The sequence below is a fragment of the Chryseobacterium sp. NG-CE01 genome (genome assembly GCF_055695505.1).
The window spans coordinates 2,752,508-2,770,505 of record NZ_CM146369.1; the positions used below are offsets into that span (position 1 = coordinate 2,752,508).

Here is a 17,998-nt window from a genome sequence, read left to right on the forward strand (position 1 = left end):
TCATCAATCATCAATCATCATACAGTAGGTATCGTTCCTCCGTCGATCACATATTCTGTTCCGGTAAGATAATTTGCACGAGGTGAAACCAGGAAGCCCACCAGTTCGGCAACCTCTTCAGGCTCCGCAGGTTTTCCGTAAGGAATTCCGCCTAATGCATCCATGACAGTCTGGGTAGCTTCTGCAGTACTGATTCCGCTGCTTTCTGCAATCCGCTCCATCATTCTTGTGGAAGACTCTGTCATGATCCAGCCCGGAGAAACCGTAAGGACACGTACACCTTTCGGAGAAACTTCTTTCGAGAGACCTTTGCTGTAATTTAAAAGACCTGCTTTGGCAGCCGCATAGGGCAGGGTGCTGTCATGCAGCGGCAGCCTGGCCTGTATGGAAGCGATATGAATAATGACACCGCTTTTTCTTTCGATCATTTGAGGAAGAAAACCTCTGTCTAATCGTAACGGAGAGAGAAGATTCGTCTGAATGGTTTCCAGCCAGTCTTCATCCGTGAGCACTGAAAAGCCGCCGGCTTTAGTCTCCGAACCGCCCATATTATTGACAAGGATATTAAGCTGCCCGAATTTTTCCATTACTTCATCTATTACCTGCTGAGTACCATTCGCAGTGCTGAGGTCTGCTGATATGAAATGCATTCCCGGATAAAGTTCTTCGGGTGGATTTCGTGCCGTGATGATCACGGTTGCTCCGGCAGCTAGAAGTCTTTGTGCAATGGCTTTTCCGGCTCCTTTAGTACCGCCTGTTACCAAGGCTTTTTTTCCTTTCAGTTCATTATTAAAATTAAATGCATTGTTCATACTGTTGTTCTTTGGTACAAATTTCTGAAGTATCTACAGTCCTTGCAATAACGGAAAACCGAATTGCATAGGGAAAATTTTTTCCCCTATTGTACGTTTTGGTGCATTAGGCTAATTTTGTTATATGCGAGAAAGAAAAATTCCCCTGAACTTAAACTGCGGCCTCGATCTGATCGGTGAGGTGCTTTACGGCAAATGGAAGATCCGTTTGCTTTGGTTCATCAATGAAGGTTATCTGCGGCCCAGTGAACTGCAGCGGAAAATTCCCGATGCGTCCCGCCGGGTACTCAATATTCAGCTGAAAGAACTGGAAGAGCATGAGCTGGTTTGCCGGAAAATCTATGCTCAGGTTCCGCCGAAAGTAGAATATTATCTGACAGATTTCGGGAAAACACTTATTCCTGTAATCGCTGTACTGGGAAACTGGGGTGATGAACATGAAGACCGCTTGAGGGATCTTATCCTGAAAAGATCTGAAAATGGTGAATAGTTACAATATTTATCATCTAGAAGCGACTCAAGGCTTTAAGAGAATATTTTCGCCTTCAAGCTTTCTGATCAGATTTCCTTTCACCACCGTAAAAGCATGATCTTTCGCCTCTGCAAAAGAAATACTGTACTTCCGTTCGATATTCCTGAGATCCTGAGGGAATTTATAAAGGATTTTATCGTAAAAAAGATCAAGATATTCTTCGGAAGGCATTTCATAATGAACGGAAAGCTGAAATCGTCTCATCAGCGCAGTATCAATAATTTCCGGATGATTGGTGGCACAAATCAGCAGCGCATTTTCGGGATAATAATCAATCAACTGGATTAATGTATTCACAAGTCTTCTCATTTCGCCAACATCTTTATCGTCACTGCCTCTGGCTTTTCCGATCTGGTCGAGCTCATCGAGAAAAAGTACCGATCTCTCCCGTGCTGCTTTATCAAAAATCATTTTTATATTCTGTGAAGTTTCCCCGATTCTAGAAGAAACGATATTGCTTAAATTGAGGATAATAATGTTTTTGCCCAATGCATGGGCCACTGCTTTTGCCGTCATGGTTTTTCCGCAGCCGGAGCTTCCCTGCAGCAGTACTTTATTGTTTACAGGAAGTCCGTATTCCTGCAATTCCCGGGAATAGGTATTTTCTTTAATAAGCTGCACGATCTGATCCTTATTATGGCTGTCGAGGAATACATCGTCAAGCATTATTTCTTCTTTATCCTGGATAATAAGGTTGTAGAGGTTCATGTGGCAAAATTTTAACGGCAAAGATAAAGGTTATTCAACAAAAAAGCCGAACAAATACATGTTCGACTCTATCGGCTATTATAAAAATTAAAAATTGTCCTTAGTGTGGATTATCTTATGTTTTGGATGCCCTTTTACTCCTGTGAGTAAAAGAGCGGCAACCGTTAAAGGTTGAAAACATAAACAATATAATTCATTTGTGAGTTCTTAGGCTATTTGCAGCCGCAGAATTTAAATTAGTTTCTTTCTTCTCTCTTAACTGTTGCGAAATAAGAAGAAAAAACGACTAAACATGTTGCGATTCCGATGTAAGCTATCATTTTATTGTATTTTTAATTATTTGATTAATTATTGTTGATTTGATATTGCAATATTACGACAATAAAATGATACCTGAAAATAAAAATCATGATGTATATCAGTGTTTTACCGCTTTTAAATTAACATTTAGTCTAAAATAGGTTTACGTAAATTTAATATAAACCGGAAAATTTATTTATGGATTTATTAATTTTTTGAAATAATTTTATTGATTTGTTAAAGGATAGTATGTAAGCTTCAATACTTAATAATCAAAATGCATCGCATAGCATCAAATAAAACCTGATTTAAATCACCTCAAATTGATTAAATTATTTAAATATGAACAAAATTTAATCTTAAATCCTGTAATGGTGAAAAGTATTTCGGAAAAATGGAAACGAAATATTGCTGTAAATGTGTTATTTACGGAAGAAGATGTGATTCGAATTGAATATTTTTAAAAAAGTAATGAATGAGGAGATGACGGATATTATTGATATAATTTCTGATCGGTTTCGCAAAAAAAGCTTCTTCTTTTCCCTTTGCCAGTCTGCTTTTTGATGAATTTTTGTCCGCATTTCGGGCAGGTTTTCTTAGTATGAGCCAGCCAATGCTTTTTAAGCGTAAACTCTCTTTTCCATTCCAGAAAATCAAAGCTGTAATTTCGGGCTTCTTTGATCAGTTCTTTTATTTTCTTAGCCGGCATTTTGCCTAAAAGGCTTTCAGGATGTACACCGATTCTGAAGAGTACTTCATTTTTAATAATATTGCCAACTCCGGAAAAAATATCCTGATCCATCAAAGCATCGCAAACCATCATTTCGGGATTTGATTTCAGTTTTCCTGCAGCTTTTTCCGGATTCCAGATATCACTCATGACATCGGCTTCCCAATCAATGCTTTCTAAAAATTCTTTATCTACCATTTTTACATGACAGGTATAGAAATAGATGCTCCCTTCGGAAAATAGTAAAGATAATCTGAGCTGACGGTCAGGTTTCGTCTGTTCATCAACACTGTGAGAACCGAACATCAGCAGGTGAATTCTTACGGCAGTGTTATCAAAAACGAGATAGGTTTGTTTTCCGAAAGTTTTTATTTCCTTAAGCGTCTGTCCGACAAGAATCTCTTTTTCGATCTTGGCATTTCCGGTGGCTTCAAGCACTTTTCCGCATTCAAATTTCTGAATGCTTTCTTTCATTAAAAGTATGGAAGGACCTTCGGGCATGATGTTCTTTTATTGTCGAAATAACAATAATTCTGCCATAACAAATCTGGAAGGAAACTAAGAACGTCTGCTCATAACAAAAAATGACCGGATGTATCGAAAAAAAACAAAATTTGAAGTAATTTTGGCGCATGATGAACTTAAACCAGATTTTCACGAATCAGCGTACAGGTAACAATCCGCATACGAAAGCTTCGAGAACGGATTTCCAGAGAGACTTTGACCGAATTATTTTTTCATCGGCATTCAGAAGACTTCAGAACAAAACCCAGGTCTTTCCTTTGCCGGGAAGTGTTTTTGTGCACAACCGTCTTACGCATTCACTGGAAGTTTCGTCTGTAGGACGCAGTTTGGGAAGCGTAATGGGGGAGTTCATCCACGATCAGTATAAAAACGACCTTACGGAAGATGCTAAAAGTTTTTACCTTCATAACTTAGGAAATGTGATTGCTGCGGCGTGTCTTTGTCATGATGTAGGAAATCCCGCTTTCGGGCATTCCGGTGAAGATGCTATTGCAAGCTATTTTGAAAGGAATGAGTCTGATCTGAAACCAAAATTCAATGAAAAAGAGTGGGCCGACCTGATGAATTTTGAAGGAAATGCCAATGCCATCAGAGTGTTGGCGCAGCAACAGCAGGGTAAAGATGCGGGAGGTATACAGCTTACGTTTTCAACGCTGGCAAGTATCGCCAAATATCCGTGTGAGGCCATTGCTAAAAAGAAAGGTTTTATTCACCGTAAAAAATTCGGCTTCTTTCAGAATGAAAAAGATATTTTTCTTGAAATTGCTAAAGAAACGAATCTGATTTCAGAAAGCGAAGATCCTCATATTTTCAAAAGACACCCTTTTGTATGGCTGGTAGAAGCGGCTGATGATATCTGTTATAATATTATTGATATGGAAGACGCACACCGCCTCGGAATCGTATCTACCGCCGATTGCAAAAACCTGTTTTTTGAACTGGTAAAATCTGAAACGGACGATGTGCAAAGAATTGAAACGAAACTGAATTCCATATCCAACGAAAATGAGCAGATCTCTTATCTCCGTGCCAAGGTGATCAATGCGCTGATTAATAAATCGCTGGAAATGTACAAGCAGAATTTCGAGAAAATTCTGGAAGGAAATCTTGATAAGGCTCTTTTGGATCTTTATAAAACCGAAAATACGACCTTACAGGATATTGAAAGTTTTTCCATTGAGAAAATATACAATCATAAAGCCGTGGTTGAAATCGAAAATGCAGGTTATAACGTAATGTATGAGCTTTTGGATCATTTTATTCCTTCTATTCTGAAGCATGAGGACGAAAGAAAGTCTTATGACAAAAAAGCATTAAAACTTCTTCCGCAGCAGTTTGAATATAAGGACGGGACTGATTATCAGAAAGTGTTGGGCGTTATTGATTTCGTTTCGGGAATGACGGATAATTATGCCACGGATCTCTACCGTAAAATAAAAGGAATTGATATCGGAATGACGATGTAATTGAATATTATGTTAAAGCTATTGATCTCTTTTAGAAATTAAATTAAAACCGGGCGCAAAACAGTGTTCGGTTTTCATTTTCAATCTAAAAACCATACCTTTATGAAAAATACAAATTCATATTAAAAAATTATGACTATGAGCCTTTTTTTAGTACCTATTATTTTTATCGGATTAATTATTTTATTTGCTTCCTTCTTCGTGGTGAAACAGGAAACTGCAGCCATCATCGAACGCTTCGGAAAATTCCAGGCTGTGAAGCATTCGGGTCTTCATCTTAAATTACCGATTATTGATCAGATTGCCAAAAGACTGAATCTGCGAATTCAGCAGCTGGATGTCATGATCGATACCAAGACCCTTGATAATGTTTTTATCAAAATGAAAATCTCGGTTCAATACCAGGTGATCAGAACACAGGTGGGTGATGCATATTACCGTCTGGAAAACCCGGAAAACCAGATTACTTCTTACGTATTTGATGTCGTTAGGGCGGAAGTTCCCAAGCTGAAGCTGGATGATGTTTTTGTAAAAAAGGATGATATTGCAATTGCCGTTAAAGGAGAGTTGCAGGAAGCTATGCAAAGCTATGGTTACGACATTATCAAAGCATTAGTAACAGATATTGATCCGGATGAGCAGGTAAAACATGCCATGAACAGAATCAATGCGGCGGAAAGAGAGAAAACCGCTGCAGAATACGAATCTGAAGCACAGAGAATCCGGATTGTTGCCGTAGCGAAAGCCGAAGCCGAATCTAAAAAGCTTCAGGGACAAGGTATTGCAGACCAGAGAAGGGAAATTGCCAAAGGTCTTGAAGAATCCGTACGAATGCTGAATAACGTGGAAATCAACTCACATGAGGCTTCTGCATTAATTGTAGTTACGCAACATTATGATACGCTACATTCTGTAGGTTCAAGCAACAGGAGTAATCTTGTTCTTCTCCCTAATTCACCGACGGCCGCAAGCAATATGCTGAATGATCTTGTGGTGGCTATGACCGCTGCAAACACGGTAGGAGAGGTTACCAAAGGAAACTATCCAAAGCCGCCTAAGGATCATAATCACAATACGAATAACGATCTTTAACATACAACCTCAGTTTTACTGAGGTTATTTTTTTGTCATAGAAATCTGCCGGATAAGGCTGTATTATATATAAGAATCAGCATCTTCGTCCTTTTGCGGTTAAAATAAAGATATACAGGTTTATTGCAATTGACGGCAGAAGCGTCAATTTTAGTGCTGTATTTTTAAGTTATCTTAACATTTTCCGTACTTGTTTTTACAATTTTAAATACCTAATTTAACCTTTCTTTTTTTATACCAATACACAACATTAAACATTATATGGATAATCAGATTGAAATTGAAAATTACAGAATCCGAAAATCGGAAGAATGGGCAGGAAATATTGATGATCAGGAACTGATAAACAGGATACAGGATTCTGACTTCGCCAGACAGCAAAATAATGACGGAAAAGATTTTTGTTATTTCTTAGATAAAAAATATCACACCAGCAATACCGAAAACAGTGAATATGTCTGCATGGCATATACTTTAAATGAGCCTGCTAATCTTGAAAGAGCATCGGTCTCCGATATTGTGGTTGAAGAAAATGAAGTCTATAATATTCACCGCATCAGTGTTTTAAGAGACGGTATTTTAATCGATAAAATTCCGGATACTAAAATTAAAGTGCTGGACAGCGAGAACCACAGCAGCGGAGGAATCCTGAGCAGCAACAAGAAGATCAATATTACCATAAAAGATCTGCGGTTGTATGATGTCCTGATTCTTGAAGATTCGAGAGTAAAACCCTTTACCAAACGCGATTTTCTGAGAAAAGAATTTTCAAAATATGTCTGGGTAAGTCCTGACAACTACTGGGCATACGGCAGGTATACTTTTACCTTCATTAATGAGCGGAATGAAAAGATTGCGTATAAGAAAACATTCTTCAGGGATGAAAACGGCAATGTCATGGAACCGGAAATTCATTACCTTGAAAAGGGTGAGAAATTTATTTTTGAAGAAAACAATTATATCAATCCGGTAGATGCCAGTCGGGAAATTTTTCCTTTTATTGATTTTGCCACAGCTAACAACTGGAAAGAACTTTCCAATTATATCGCGCCTATTTACCAGGAAATTTTTGATACTGCCTCTCTGAAAGATTTTGCACCGGCCCTTATCGAAAAACTTGATGCCTTACCTGATCTTGACGACAAAATACAGTTCGCGATTGAATATGTTCAGAACAATATCTATTACATCTTTAATGCTGATGAAATGAACGGCCACAAACCGCAGGAACCTGCCATTACCTATGAAAACAAACAGGGTGACTGTAAAGCCAAATCGGTGCTTTTAAAAGTTATTCTGGATTATATCGGGGTAGAAGCTTCCATCGTGCTGGTAAATTTCCATACGGATTTTTATATTAAATATTATCTCCCTTCTCTGCTCACGTTCAATCATGCGATTGTGAAAATTAATCATAAAGGAGAAGAGTTTTTTATAGACGCTACGACACGTGATGAATTCGGGACTCTTGAAAACCGTGGATTTATTTACTTCATGCACTACCTCGAAGTTAAGCCCGATCAGGAGCTGAAGCAGAGAGAGCCGTACCGTTATCCTTATTTCTGCGTCGATGAAAAGGTGGATTTCCGGGTTCAGAACACAGTAGGAAAACTTACCCTTACCACCACCTATAAAGGCAACCGTGCCAATGCCATGAGAAGGTATTTTAAAAATACAAACAGACGGGAAGTTATCGATAGCTGGAACAATTTCCTTTTTTACAGCCTGAATTATTCGGGTGACAGAAACGGAACGGATATCAGGGATATTTTTAAAGATGCCTCAATAGATATCGTGAGTGATGATAAACAACGGAATGAATTTAAAATTCAATACCAGTCAAGTATAGAAAATCCGTATTATACAGATCCTAAAAATAACCGTTTTCTGATGTACTTCGACCGGAATCTGGTAAAGGCAAGCGCACGGGATTATATTCATAAAGATCTTCCTTTCTGGCATAACTTCGACAGTGAAAAGTATGAGATCAGTCTGTATACCGACCAGAAGATAGACACGGAGGAAAAATATACGGTGCAGGAAAGTACCATCAACAATCCGTATTTTGATTTTAAAAGCCGGAAGAAGGTAATGAAAAACGGTGCAACGGTATCTATAGAATACAGCCCTCTTGTTAATCTTGAGATTCCGCAGGATGAATTCGAGAAATTCCGGACGGATCATCACACGGTTGCAGACAGCAATTTCGGTTTGGGAATCGATATTATTGAACCGGGTCTGATGAATATGCTGAAGTTTAATTTTAAGAAAAGATTCAAGTAAGGTCTAACGTAAAATTTCGGCGGGTTTGCTTTACAAACCCGCCGAAATTTTTATTAATAATAAAAGTTTTTAAATCTCTTCCGTTTTTTTCGGAGTTGGAATTCCCGTGAATTTCTGTTTTCCGATTAAAAGCTCAAAGAAAAGTCTAAAATCAGAAATTAACGACCATAACGGATAGCGAAATGTCGCCGGCTTATTCTTTTCGATAACTGCGTGACTGAACCATGCAAAACCGTACCCGAATATCGGAACGTACCATAAAAATCTTTCTTTTCCGGAACTTATGACGTACCCGATGACGAAAAATACTAATAAAATTCCTATGAAATGGAAAATACGGGTTCCCATTTTACTGTGCTCAGTGAGGTAAAACTGGTAAAACTCCCTGAATGTTTTTATTCTTTCAGACATGGCATTTGTAGTTTATATTATTGAAAAGCTAAAGCAAGAAGTTCGCCAATGTTGAAGAAATAAAAAGCCGGAATCAACAAAGAATCCGGCTTCCGTATATTTAAATTAAGCTTTTCTGAGCTTACTGTTTCTGTATCCGTAGCAGAAATAAATAATAAGTCCTATTGCAAACCATAGCCCAAACCAGAACCAGTTGTCGTGGCTCATCCCGGTTAAAAGATACAGGCATGAGCTTAAACCAACCAATGGAATCAACGAGAAATTCTTAATAAAAGTAAAGATGCACAACACCAGATTGATCAGAATAAAGAAAAAGATCGAAGCTCTGAATTCACCTTCTTTCGGATCTTTCCATTCCATTAGCGTATGGAAAAACTCAGGCTGCCAGAAATAGAAACCGATCAAACTTCCGATGAAAATAACCGGGAAAATAATTTTACCATTAATATAAGGAAGATGGAATCTGCCTTTCAGTTTCTCTTTTGCAGGAAGCATTAAAACGCCGGCACAAACCAGTACAAATGCGAAAATAGTTCCGATACTTGTAAAATCAAGAATAAAGCTTTTATCAGTAAACAGAATAGGAACACCTACTACAATCCCGGTAACGACCGTTGCATAAGAAGGAGTTTTATATTTAGGATGTACCTTCTGAAACTTTGGAGACATCAGTCCGTCACGGCTCATGGCATACCAGATTCTCGGCTGGCCCATCTGGAAAACCAAAAGAACGGTTGTGATGGCAATTATGGCAACAAAAGATACTACAAGTTCCATCCACGCAACATTTGCATTGGATTTTTCAAAGATAAAGGAAAGCGGATCTCCCACACCGTCGAATTTGCGGTAATCTACCATACCTGTTAACACAAGCGTTAATGCGATATAAATAAAAGTACACAATACCAAGGAAATAATCATTCCTTTCGGCAGCGTTCGCTGCGGATCTTTCGTCTCTTCGGAAAGCACGCTTAAAGCATCAAAACCGATGTAGGCGAAGAATACGCCTGATACCGCACTCATCACTCCGGCAAAGCCATTCGGCATAAAAGAAGCTACCTGAGTTTCAGGATTTACCGGCGTCCAGTTATCCGTATTGATGTATGCAAAACCTACCAGAATCACTAAAACAATCACTGCAAGCTTCAGGATCACCAATACGTTATTGAAGTTTTTACTTTCTTTAACCCCAACATAACATAACCAGGTAATGAGCCCGTTGATTACCAAAGCAGGTACATCAACAATGAATTTTAAGCTTCCCAATAAAGGAGCATTTGTCCATGCGTTGATCAGTTCTTTGTTTTCAGAGCCGTTCATAAAAGCTTTTTTGGCTTCCGTATAGCTGCAGGTGAGGTAATCGGGAATATGCATTCCCATCCTTTCTAAAAAGCTGGTAAAATAATCTGACCAGGAAAATGCCACATAGATATTTCCGAAGGAATATTCCATAATGAGCGCCCAGCCGATGACCCATGCAATAAGTTCCCCGAAACTGGCGTACGCATACGTATAGGCAGAACCTGCAGTAGGAATTCTGCTGGCAAATTCAGCGTAGCAGAGCGCGGTAAATCCGCAGGCAAAACCACAAATCAAATACAGTAAAATTACTCCAGGACCTCCTCGAAATACGGCTTCTCCCAAACTGCTGAAACTCCCTGCACCAATAATCGCCGCAATACCAAAAAACACAATATCCCAGACTCCCAAAACCCTGTGCAGGCTCGTGGATGTGTCTGAATCTGAATAGATTTTCCTTCTAAATAGCTGACTCATTCAATTCTAAAATTTGATTTGAAAAAAGCAAATGTAATTATTTATCTGAAATAATTCAGATTTTCTTAAGGTTTCTTGGCGAAAAGTTAAGAAGTCTTAAAAATTTATCCACTTATTAACAATGTGTTAAAAGGCTTGTTTATACAATATCTTTTCAATATTTTCGTTAATGGATTGTGGATAATTTTTCCGCAGAATTTTAAATATATTAGACCTGATTATCAGTCTTAAACATTTTAAAATTTAAAATTAATGAAATCAAAAAAAATACTCTTAGCGGCTGCGGTGTTCTATTTCGGGATTTCCGATGCACAGCAGTCTCAATACTTTACCCAAAAAGAAAACTACAGATTCAACCTCGCTGAAAATCTTTATCAGACCAAAATATACAACGCTTCTCAATACGAATATGCCAGACAGTATTTCTACAACCAGAACTTGTCCAGGTCAAAACAGGAAGCAGCGCAGTTTTTTGATAACGTTATTGGTGTAATTCTTCAGAAAAATCATGCGGAAGAAGGTTTAACGGCTTTTATTAAAGAATATCCGAACTCGGCGTATTTTGCGCAGGCCAATTTACCGTTAGCCGATTATTATCTTGCTAAAAAGGATTTTTCTAAAGCATTGGAAACACTTAAAAAAGTAAACCAATATCAGCTTTCAAAAGAAGAAAATACACAGTATGTCCTTAAATTAGGATATGCTAAATTCATGATGGGAGATTCTAAAGGGGCAACCGATGCCCTTGAAGAAGCTTACAAAACGGCAGATGAATCCCAGAAAGGCGACATCGCTTACATGCTCGGACATTTATATTATTCCGACAGGCAGAATGACAAGGCGTTCCAGTATTTTGACTCGGTAAAAGACCAGCCTAAATATTCCAAGCTTGTTCGTCCTTATTATGTTCAGATGTATTATAATGATAAGGACTATGACAAGGCAATTTCAGAAGGAACGGCTTTATTGAATGAAGATATTTCAGAATCTTATAAAGCGGAAGTTCATAAAATCATCGGCGAAAGTTATTTTATGCAAGGGGATTATACTTCTGCATATCCTCATCTTAAAGATTATCTGAGTGTTCAGCAGAACCCTTCGGAAAATGATTTATACGAAATGGGATTTGTGGCGGCACAGCTTAAAAAATATGATGAAGCCGTTTCGTATTACAATCAGTTGTTAAACAGCAATTCTGCACTGGCTCAAAATGCTTATTATCAGCTTGGAAACGCCTATCTCGCGGTTGATAAAAAGCAGGAGGCGCTTTCAGCTTTCCGGTCGTCCTATCAGATGAATTATGATCCGAAAGTGAAGAAGCTTGCCCATGAACAGTATGCGAAATTAAGCTACGATATTGGGAATCCTTTTGAAAGTGCTTCTACGGTAATTCAGAATTATATCAACGAAAACCCGAATAACAATGCTTCAGAGATGAGGTCGCTTCTGGTGAAGTCTTATCTGTATTCCGGAAACTATAAAGAAACGCTGAACGCAATAGACAGGCTTCAGAATTCATCCCCGGAAATTAATAAAATTGATCAGGAAGTTTCTTACTTGCTGGGAACGGAAGAATTCAACAAAGGAAATTATGATGAAGCGGAACAGTATTTCCTGAGAAGTTTAGGATTTAATATCAACAAAGAATTTAACAACAGAGCGTTGTACTGGCTCGGACAGGTGTATTACCAAAAAGGGAATTATCCTTCTGCAATTGTACGCTACGAAAAGCTATTGAACGAAAATTTCCCTGAGAAGCAGCAGCTTCCTTACGACTTGGGATACGCTTATTTTAAGTCTAAAAAGTTTGATCAGGCGGAACAGTATTTTACCCAATATTTAAAAAATCCGAAACCTGAATTTAAAAATGATGCTGAACTTCGTTTGGGAGACATCAATTATGCCAATAATAATCTGAATGAGGCGATCGCCATCTACGAAAAAAATGAAGATGCCACAGATTATACATTGTATCAGAAGGCAATGGCCTTAGGATTTAAAGGTGATACGCAGGCAAAGATCTCTAACCTGAAAAACCTTCTGTCAAAATATCCGGATTCTGAATATTATGATGATGCTCAGTATGAAATAGGAACGGCGTACGCGGCGCAGGATGATTTTGCCAACTCGAATGACTTCTTTGCCAAAGTAATCAGAAGTTCTTCTGATAAAGATCTTGTAGCCAATGCGTCAATTTACAGGGCTCAGAATTATATTGATTTAAATCAGAACGATAAGGCATTATCTGAATTAAGATCTCTTGGTGAGCAGTACAGAAATACAGCGTATGCTGAAAAAATTGTACAGGCTGCGAAACCGATCTTTACTAAAAACGGCGACGTTGCAGGATATGAAAGTTTCGCCAGAAATATCGGTGTAAATATTGATGCTTCTGAAATTGACGAAATCAACCTTTCTACAGCAAAACAGTATTTTGCTAAAAAAGACTATAAAAATGCGATTTCTTATTATGAGAAATATTTAACGCAGAATCCTACAGGAGAAGGTCTTTACCAGGCTAAGTATGAGCTTGGGGAAAGCTATTATCAGACAAAAAATACAACAAAAGCATTGCTTGTTTTACAGGAAATTGCCAATGTGCAAAACGATTATCAGGATGATGCGCAAACCCGTCTTGCACAGATTTATATTGCACAGGGTGATTCGGCAGAAGCGAGAAAATATTTAGAAAATATCAGAAATTCTTCAAACGTAAATGTTAAAAACTATGCGAATGTGGAACTGATGAAGTTATATGCAGAAGAAAAGAATTTTTCGGAAGCTGAAAAGCTTGCGAATGCGGTAATTGCCAACAGCAAAAACTCAGCAGCCGTTATTGAAACTGCAAAAGTGATTAAGGCAAGAAGCCTCATGAATTCAGGGAAAGATAAGGATGCGCAGGCAGCTTACGCTTCACTGGAAAAATCTTCCAACACGGAAGTTGCGGCAGAATCGCTTTATGCAAAAGCATTTTATCAGAATAAAGCAAAGGCTTTCAAATCTTCCAACGAAACCATTTTCAGACTGGCCAATAATTATTCTTCCGAAGAATACTGGGGTGCCAAAGCGCTTGTGTTAATGGCGAAAAACTATGTAGGCTTAAAAGATAATTACCAGGCAAGTTATACCTGCGATCAGATTATCGAGAACTACAAGGATTTTCCGGAGATCGTAGCGGAAGCAAAAGAAGTGAAAAAGCAGATTAAAAAGTAAAAGTATAAAATGTAAAACGTAGAGTGTAAAAAGTAAAATGTAGCGTTCAGATACATTATACATCCCACATTATACATTAATACCTATTGTAAAAATGAATAAAAGAATTCAATTATTATCCATTATATTTTTAGGGTTTTCCTCGGTGGCGTTTTCCCAGATCAAAGAAGAAAAACTGATTCTTAATAAAAAAAGAGAACCTGAAGTAAAGAAGATCGAAAAAAAGAAAACTTCGGTAGAAACCATTAAAAATTATCCGCCTGAAGAAAAGTCCCAGAATCCTGTACAATACAAGATAACGGATGTTCCTGCAGTTTCGGATTTTAAAACGTCTACGATCCAGGGACAGGATGTGACCCCGAAATTTGAAGGTTCGGCACAAAATAATTACATCCAGTTCGGAATGGGGAATTACGGGAAAATTCTCGGAGATGCCAATTTTTCAAAAACACTGGAAAACAAAATCGAAGTTGGTGTTGATGCTCATTTTCTTTCCACACAAGGGCTGAAAAAGGTCTACGACTGGGATTCCAAGCAAAGCTCCACAACATTGGGTGCTTTCCTTAATTCTTACGGAGATAAGGGGAAATTCAACCTAAATGCTGAATATGGATTAGACAGCTACAATTACTACGGAATTTATGCTATGGAGCCCGGAGATGTTGATTTGGATCAAAGGGTGAATCAGTTTAAAGTAAACGGATATTATGATTTTTATTCCAATGAAATCCTGAATGACGTACGGGTAAAATCATCTTTTTTGAAAGACCATTTCGATGCACAGGAAAACCAGGTTTCCGTTTTAGCCAACTTATCAAAACATGCCGTTGAAATCGGGAAATCCGGAATCAACCTGAATGCTGATCTTGGTGTAGGTGTAGAAGCCGTGAAAAGTGAATTTGCCATTGTCGATAAAAATACATCCAACTTTGTTAACCTGAATCTTGCTCCTAAAGTAACTTTCAGAAAAGGAGATTCCTACTTAATGTTAGGTTCTTCCTTCGCATTTTTGAATTCAAAAAATCAGAATGCGATGATGGCTGAACAGATGAAAAATAATAAAACCTACTGGTTTCCTCAGGCTGAATTCCAGTATGCTGCCGCGGATGAGTTTAAATTCTACGGTGGGGTAGACGGAGGTCTTAAGCTCAATACGTATGCCGATCTTTTACAGCAAAACCCATTTGTTGTTTCCGATCAGTACCTTAGACCTACCGAGACAAAATATCATTTTTATGTAGGTTTGAGAGGAGATATCGACGAGATGTTTAAATATGATGTTTCTGCAGGCTATGGAAAAATGAATGATATTATGTTCTTCAGAGCAAATGACCTGTTTGATTACACTGCGGTGAACCGTTCTGCTTATGATTATGCCAATACTTTTTCAGCTGTCTATGACAACGGAAATGTAGGCGATATTAAAGGAAGCCTTCAATATTTCCCGTTGGCCAACCTTATTCTGGATACGGAAGTAAAATTCACCAAATTTGACCTTGATAATTACTCGGATATTTATAATGTACCGCTTGTAACGGCATCAATCGGGGCAAAATATACCATGCTGGATCAAAAATTAATGCTTGGTTTTAAAGGGATTTTTGCCAGTGACAGAACAACGAATTCCTTTGTGCTTGAGGGAGTTGGAAGTCCGGTTACCTACCTTTCTACCGAGGATACGAATGATAAAGTTGGAGGGTATGCAGATTTAAACTTGTCGGCAGAGTATAAAATTCACAAAAATTTCAGTATTTTCGCACTCGGAAATAATCTTCTGAACTCAAAATACCAAACCTATAAAGGCTATAAAGTTCTTGGGGCACAGATTTTGGGAGGTGTGAAGATTACATTCTAAATATAATTGATAGATGATAATTGATGAATGATTAATCATTTATAATTCATCAGTTATCATTTATAAAATGGCTCCGTAGTTCAACTGGATAGAATAACGGATTTCGGCTCCGTCGGTTGGGGGTTCGAATCCCTCCGGGGTCACCTTTAAGGAAAAAGCAATTAATTGCTTTTTCCTTTTTTATTTTTTATAATTCCTTAATTTGAAAAACGGAAGTCTGAATTTTCAGTGACTATTCAATCAGCTTCCTCTGTATGTGGAATAACCATACGCCGAAAGTGTTATAGGAACATGGTAATGGTTTGTATCCCTGATTTCAAATACGACCTCGATATATGGATAAAAACTTTCCGTGTTATTTTTGTTGAAATAATCTTTCGTGTAATAGATCAATTTAAAAATACCCGTATTTTTATTTTCTGCTGGAAGGAAATCTGAGATTCTTCCATTTTTATCGGTCTTTTTTTCATCCACAAAATTCCAGGCTTTCGACTGTTCATTGTATTTTTCTAGCTTTATACTGACCCCTGTGGCAGGAACGCCTCTGGAAACGTCCAGGATATGTGTTGAAAGCTGGAAATTATTTTTCTGTGCAGAAATTCCTATCGACAAAAACGTAAATAAGATCGTAACGATGAATGATTTCATTTTGTATTGGTTTTAAATTATTGATATTGAATTATTTTTAGAATAACCTTTTACAAAATTAACTCTGTCAAAAAACAAAAACGTTGTCTTATGTCAACGTTTTATAGTTTTGATTTTATCCTGCTTAATGTTGAAGGAGATATTCCCAGATAAGAAGCAGCCATTTTATTGGACACCCGGAGTAAAAGCTGGGGCTGATATTCAATGAGCCATTTCACTTTCTCTAAGGCATCAAAACCCTGAAACCCATAGATCCTCTTTTGGGCAACAATAAATCCGAGCTCCAAAATTTCAGTGTACACTTTGGCAAATTGAGGTATCGTTTCAACCAAATGATAAAAATCCCTCCTCGAAATACAGAGTAACTCCGATTTTTCAATCGTCTGCAGGTACTCGTGAGCCGGTTTCTGATCAATAAAGCTTGGCAAAGCAGTAGCAAAGCTCCCTTCAAATGCAAAGTATCTTGAGGTGTCTGCACCATCCTTCGTAGTAGTAAACAGCCGGATACATCCTTTGTTGATAAAGTAATAATATCTGCATACCTGATCATATTGGATCAGTATTTCATTTCGTTCGGCTGTAAGCTTTGTAAAAAAAGATTTTATGGTCTCCATTTCCTGTGAAGAGACATCGCCTTTGCTTCGGATAAAATTTTCAAGAATTGAATACATGATATTTAATTACAGGTGAGTACAATTATTTTTTCAAATTATTTTTTTTGGATACACTATGATAAGATACCCTCAAAAAATATACCCCAAAAGTTAGCGATATTGTCTCTGATAATTTACTTTTTTGATAGTTCCGGCTAAAAAAAAAAATCAGTAATTTAACGGTAAAATAAATTCTAAAAAGCGCTCTAAAAAATACATTATGGCAAGGCTACTCAAGATTTTAAATATCGTCGCTCTGGTTGCGACAATTGGTATCAACTACCTTTCAAACACCGGAATCCTGAATGGTGAAACGATGGGCAGTATTTCTGCAAAATTTCAGAATCTGTTTATCCCTGCAGGATATGCTTTTTCCATCTGGGGACTAATTTATCTGGGTCTTTTAGGTTTTGTGATCTATTACGGACCATTCACGAAAAATACGGATGCCAAAGAAAAAGTTGTTTTAAATGTTGGCTGGTGGTTTATCATTTCATGCATTGCAAACAGCCTTTGGATATTTACATGGCTATATGAATATACCTTACTTACAATTCCGGTTATGGTTGTCTTATTTATCTCTTTACTTAAAATTATTCTCAACAACCGGGATCTTATAGAATCCGGAGATTTTAAAACAGCAATTTTCCTTCGCTGGCCTTTTTATATCTATTCGGGTTGGATTTCCGTAGCACTGATTGCAAATACAGCAGCATATCTGAAAAAAATCGACTGGACAGGCTTCGGGATTTCCGAAACTGCCTGGACGATCTCCATGTTCGTTATTGCGGCGGTAATCCATTTATATATGATCTGGAAGATGAATATGAGCGTGTTTGCATTAGTGGCGGTGTGGGCATTGATCGCTATTGCGGTCGCCAATCAGCATTCTAATTATACAGTGTATATTTCGGCCATAGTAACTGCAGTATTCATTTTAGTCAATGTTGTTTTTAAAATGCTAAAAAAGAGAGCGGTGTTTTGAAAGTTTAGC

14 protein-coding genes and 1 tRNA gene are annotated in these 17,998 nt (G+C 37.8%); 8 read left to right on the forward strand and 7 right to left on the reverse strand.

Going from position 1 to position 17,998, the window contains the following annotated elements; genetic code table 11:
* Nucleotides 1-17: 17 nt before the first annotated feature.
* Nucleotides 18-812: an SDR family oxidoreductase gene (locus ACYT6F_RS12840; RefSeq protein ID WP_472598064.1), complete on the reverse strand. Its 795-nt coding sequence runs from the start codon at nucleotides 810-812 to the stop codon at nucleotides 18-20.
* 124 nt (nucleotides 813-936) lie between these two features.
* On the opposite strand from ACYT6F_RS12840, the gene ACYT6F_RS12845 reads away from it, so the two are divergent.
* Nucleotides 937-1,302 carry a winged helix-turn-helix transcriptional regulator gene (locus ACYT6F_RS12845; protein ID WP_472598065.1) on the forward strand — a complete coding sequence of 122 codons (366 nt, stop codon included), beginning with the start codon at nucleotides 937-939 and terminating at the stop codon, nucleotides 1,300-1,302.
* Nucleotides 1,303-1,329: 27 nt separating this feature from the next.
* Here ACYT6F_RS12845 and ACYT6F_RS12850 read toward each other — a convergent pair whose 3' ends face one another.
* A complete protein-coding gene (locus tag ACYT6F_RS12850) occupies nucleotides 1,330-2,052 on the reverse strand; it encodes an AAA family ATPase (RefSeq protein ID WP_472598066.1) in 723 nt (240 codons plus the stop codon).
* 793 nt (nucleotides 2,053-2,845) lie between these two features.
* Nucleotides 2,846-3,583, reverse strand: coding sequence for a DNA-formamidopyrimidine glycosylase family protein (locus ACYT6F_RS12855; RefSeq protein WP_472598067.1), 738 nt, complete (start codon nucleotides 3,581-3,583; stop codon nucleotides 2,846-2,848).
* Nucleotides 3,584-3,717: 134 nt separating this feature from the next.
* Between ACYT6F_RS12855 and ACYT6F_RS12860 the strand changes: the two genes are divergently transcribed.
* The 3 genes from ACYT6F_RS12860 (at nucleotide 3,718) to ACYT6F_RS12870 (ending at nucleotide 8,448) form a co-directional block, all read left to right on the forward strand.
* Entirely contained in the window at nucleotides 3,718-5,073 is a 1,356-nt protein-coding gene (locus ACYT6F_RS12860) for a deoxyguanosinetriphosphate triphosphohydrolase (protein WP_472601120.1), read from the forward strand.
* A gap of 138 nt (nucleotides 5,074-5,211) precedes the next feature.
* Nucleotides 5,212-6,165, forward strand: coding sequence for an SPFH domain-containing protein (locus ACYT6F_RS12865; protein ID WP_472598068.1), 954 nt, complete (start codon nucleotides 5,212-5,214; stop codon nucleotides 6,163-6,165).
* Nucleotides 6,166-6,426: 261 nt separating this feature from the next.
* On the forward strand, nucleotides 6,427-8,448 hold the full coding sequence (locus tag ACYT6F_RS12870) for a DUF3857 domain-containing protein (protein WP_472598069.1): 2,022 nt from the start codon (nucleotides 6,427-6,429) through the stop codon (nucleotides 8,446-8,448).
* 69 nt (nucleotides 8,449-8,517) lie between these two features.
* Here ACYT6F_RS12870 and ACYT6F_RS12875 read toward each other — a convergent pair whose 3' ends face one another.
* Nucleotides 8,518-8,859: an Mpo1-like protein gene (locus ACYT6F_RS12875; protein ID WP_472598070.1), complete on the reverse strand. Its 342-nt coding sequence runs from the start codon at nucleotides 8,857-8,859 to the stop codon at nucleotides 8,518-8,520.
* 105 nt (nucleotides 8,860-8,964) lie between these two features.
* On the reverse strand, nucleotides 8,965-10,635 hold the full coding sequence (locus tag ACYT6F_RS12880) for an APC family permease (RefSeq protein ID WP_472598071.1): 1,671 nt from the start codon (nucleotides 10,633-10,635) through the stop codon (nucleotides 8,965-8,967).
* A 252-nt stretch (nucleotides 10,636-10,887) separates the two neighbouring features.
* Between ACYT6F_RS12880 and ACYT6F_RS12885 the strand changes: the two genes are divergently transcribed.
* From ACYT6F_RS12885 to ACYT6F_RS12895, 3 genes are all read left to right on the forward strand, one after another.
* Entirely contained in the window at nucleotides 10,888-13,848 is a 2,961-nt protein-coding gene (locus ACYT6F_RS12885) for a tetratricopeptide repeat protein (RefSeq protein ID WP_472598072.1), read from the forward strand.
* A gap of 94 nt (nucleotides 13,849-13,942) precedes the next feature.
* Entirely contained in the window at nucleotides 13,943-15,703 is a 1,761-nt protein-coding gene (locus ACYT6F_RS12890) for a TonB-dependent receptor (protein WP_472598073.1), read from the forward strand.
* A gap of 69 nt (nucleotides 15,704-15,772) precedes the next feature.
* A tRNA-Arg gene (locus ACYT6F_RS12895) sits at nucleotides 15,773-15,846 on the forward strand.
* Between the two features lie 97 nt (nucleotides 15,847-15,943).
* Here ACYT6F_RS12895 and uraH read toward each other — a convergent pair.
* Complete coding sequence (gene uraH, locus ACYT6F_RS12900) at nucleotides 15,944-16,351, reverse strand: hydroxyisourate hydrolase (RefSeq protein WP_472598074.1); 408 nt, start codon at nucleotides 16,349-16,351, stop codon at nucleotides 15,944-15,946.
* A gap of 101 nt (nucleotides 16,352-16,452) precedes the next feature.
* Nucleotides 16,453-17,022 (reverse strand): Crp/Fnr family transcriptional regulator, encoded by a 570-nt coding sequence (locus tag ACYT6F_RS12905; protein ID WP_472598075.1) that lies wholly within the window; start codon nucleotides 17,020-17,022, stop codon nucleotides 16,453-16,455.
* 202 nt (nucleotides 17,023-17,224) lie between these two features.
* On the opposite strand from ACYT6F_RS12905, the gene ACYT6F_RS12910 reads away from it, so the two are divergent.
* On the forward strand, nucleotides 17,225-17,989 hold the full coding sequence (locus ACYT6F_RS12910) for a tryptophan-rich sensory protein (RefSeq protein ID WP_472598076.1): 765 nt from the start codon (nucleotides 17,225-17,227) through the stop codon (nucleotides 17,987-17,989).
* The last annotated feature ends 9 nt before the right edge of the window (nucleotides 17,990-17,998 follow it).

Excerpts from the sequence above, each read along its gene's own strand:
- ACYT6F_RS12855 (WP_472598067.1), bottom strand. The coding sequence starts at position 3,583 with ATGCCCGAAGGTCCTTCCATACTTTTAATGAAAGAAAGCATTCAGAAA.
- ACYT6F_RS12905 (WP_472598075.1), bottom strand. The coding sequence starts at position 17,022 with ATGTATTCAATTCTTGAAAATTTTATCCGAAGCAAAGGCGATGTCTCT.
- ACYT6F_RS12880 (WP_472598071.1), bottom strand. The coding sequence starts at position 10,635 with ATGAGTCAGCTATTTAGAAGGAAAATCTATTCAGATTCAGACACATCC.
- ACYT6F_RS12890 (WP_472598073.1), top strand. The coding sequence starts at position 13,943 with ATGAATAAAAGAATTCAATTATTATCCATTATATTTTTAGGGTTTTCC.
- ACYT6F_RS12860 (WP_472601120.1), top strand. The coding sequence starts at position 3,718 with ATGAACTTAAACCAGATTTTCACGAATCAGCGTACAGGTAACAATCCG.
- ACYT6F_RS12865 (WP_472598068.1), top strand. The coding sequence starts at position 5,212 with ATGAGCCTTTTTTTAGTACCTATTATTTTTATCGGATTAATTATTTTA.
- ACYT6F_RS12845 (WP_472598065.1), top strand. The coding sequence starts at position 937 with ATGCGAGAAAGAAAAATTCCCCTGAACTTAAACTGCGGCCTCGATCTG.
- ACYT6F_RS12850 (WP_472598066.1), bottom strand. The coding sequence starts at position 2,052 with ATGAACCTCTACAACCTTATTATCCAGGATAAAGAAGAAATAATGCTT.
- ACYT6F_RS12875 (WP_472598070.1), bottom strand. The coding sequence starts at position 8,859 with ATGTCTGAAAGAATAAAAACATTCAGGGAGTTTTACCAGTTTTACCTC.
- ACYT6F_RS12870 (WP_472598069.1), top strand. The coding sequence starts at position 6,427 with ATGGATAATCAGATTGAAATTGAAAATTACAGAATCCGAAAATCGGAA.
- ACYT6F_RS12885 (WP_472598072.1), top strand. The coding sequence starts at position 10,888 with ATGAAATCAAAAAAAATACTCTTAGCGGCTGCGGTGTTCTATTTCGGG.
- ACYT6F_RS12910 (WP_472598076.1), top strand. The coding sequence starts at position 17,225 with ATGGCAAGGCTACTCAAGATTTTAAATATCGTCGCTCTGGTTGCGACA.
- ACYT6F_RS12840 (WP_472598064.1), bottom strand. The coding sequence starts at position 812 with ATGAACAATGCATTTAATTTTAATAATGAACTGAAAGGAAAAAAAGCC.
- uraH (WP_472598074.1), bottom strand. The coding sequence starts at position 16,351 with ATGAAATCATTCATCGTTACGATCTTATTTACGTTTTTGTCGATAGGA.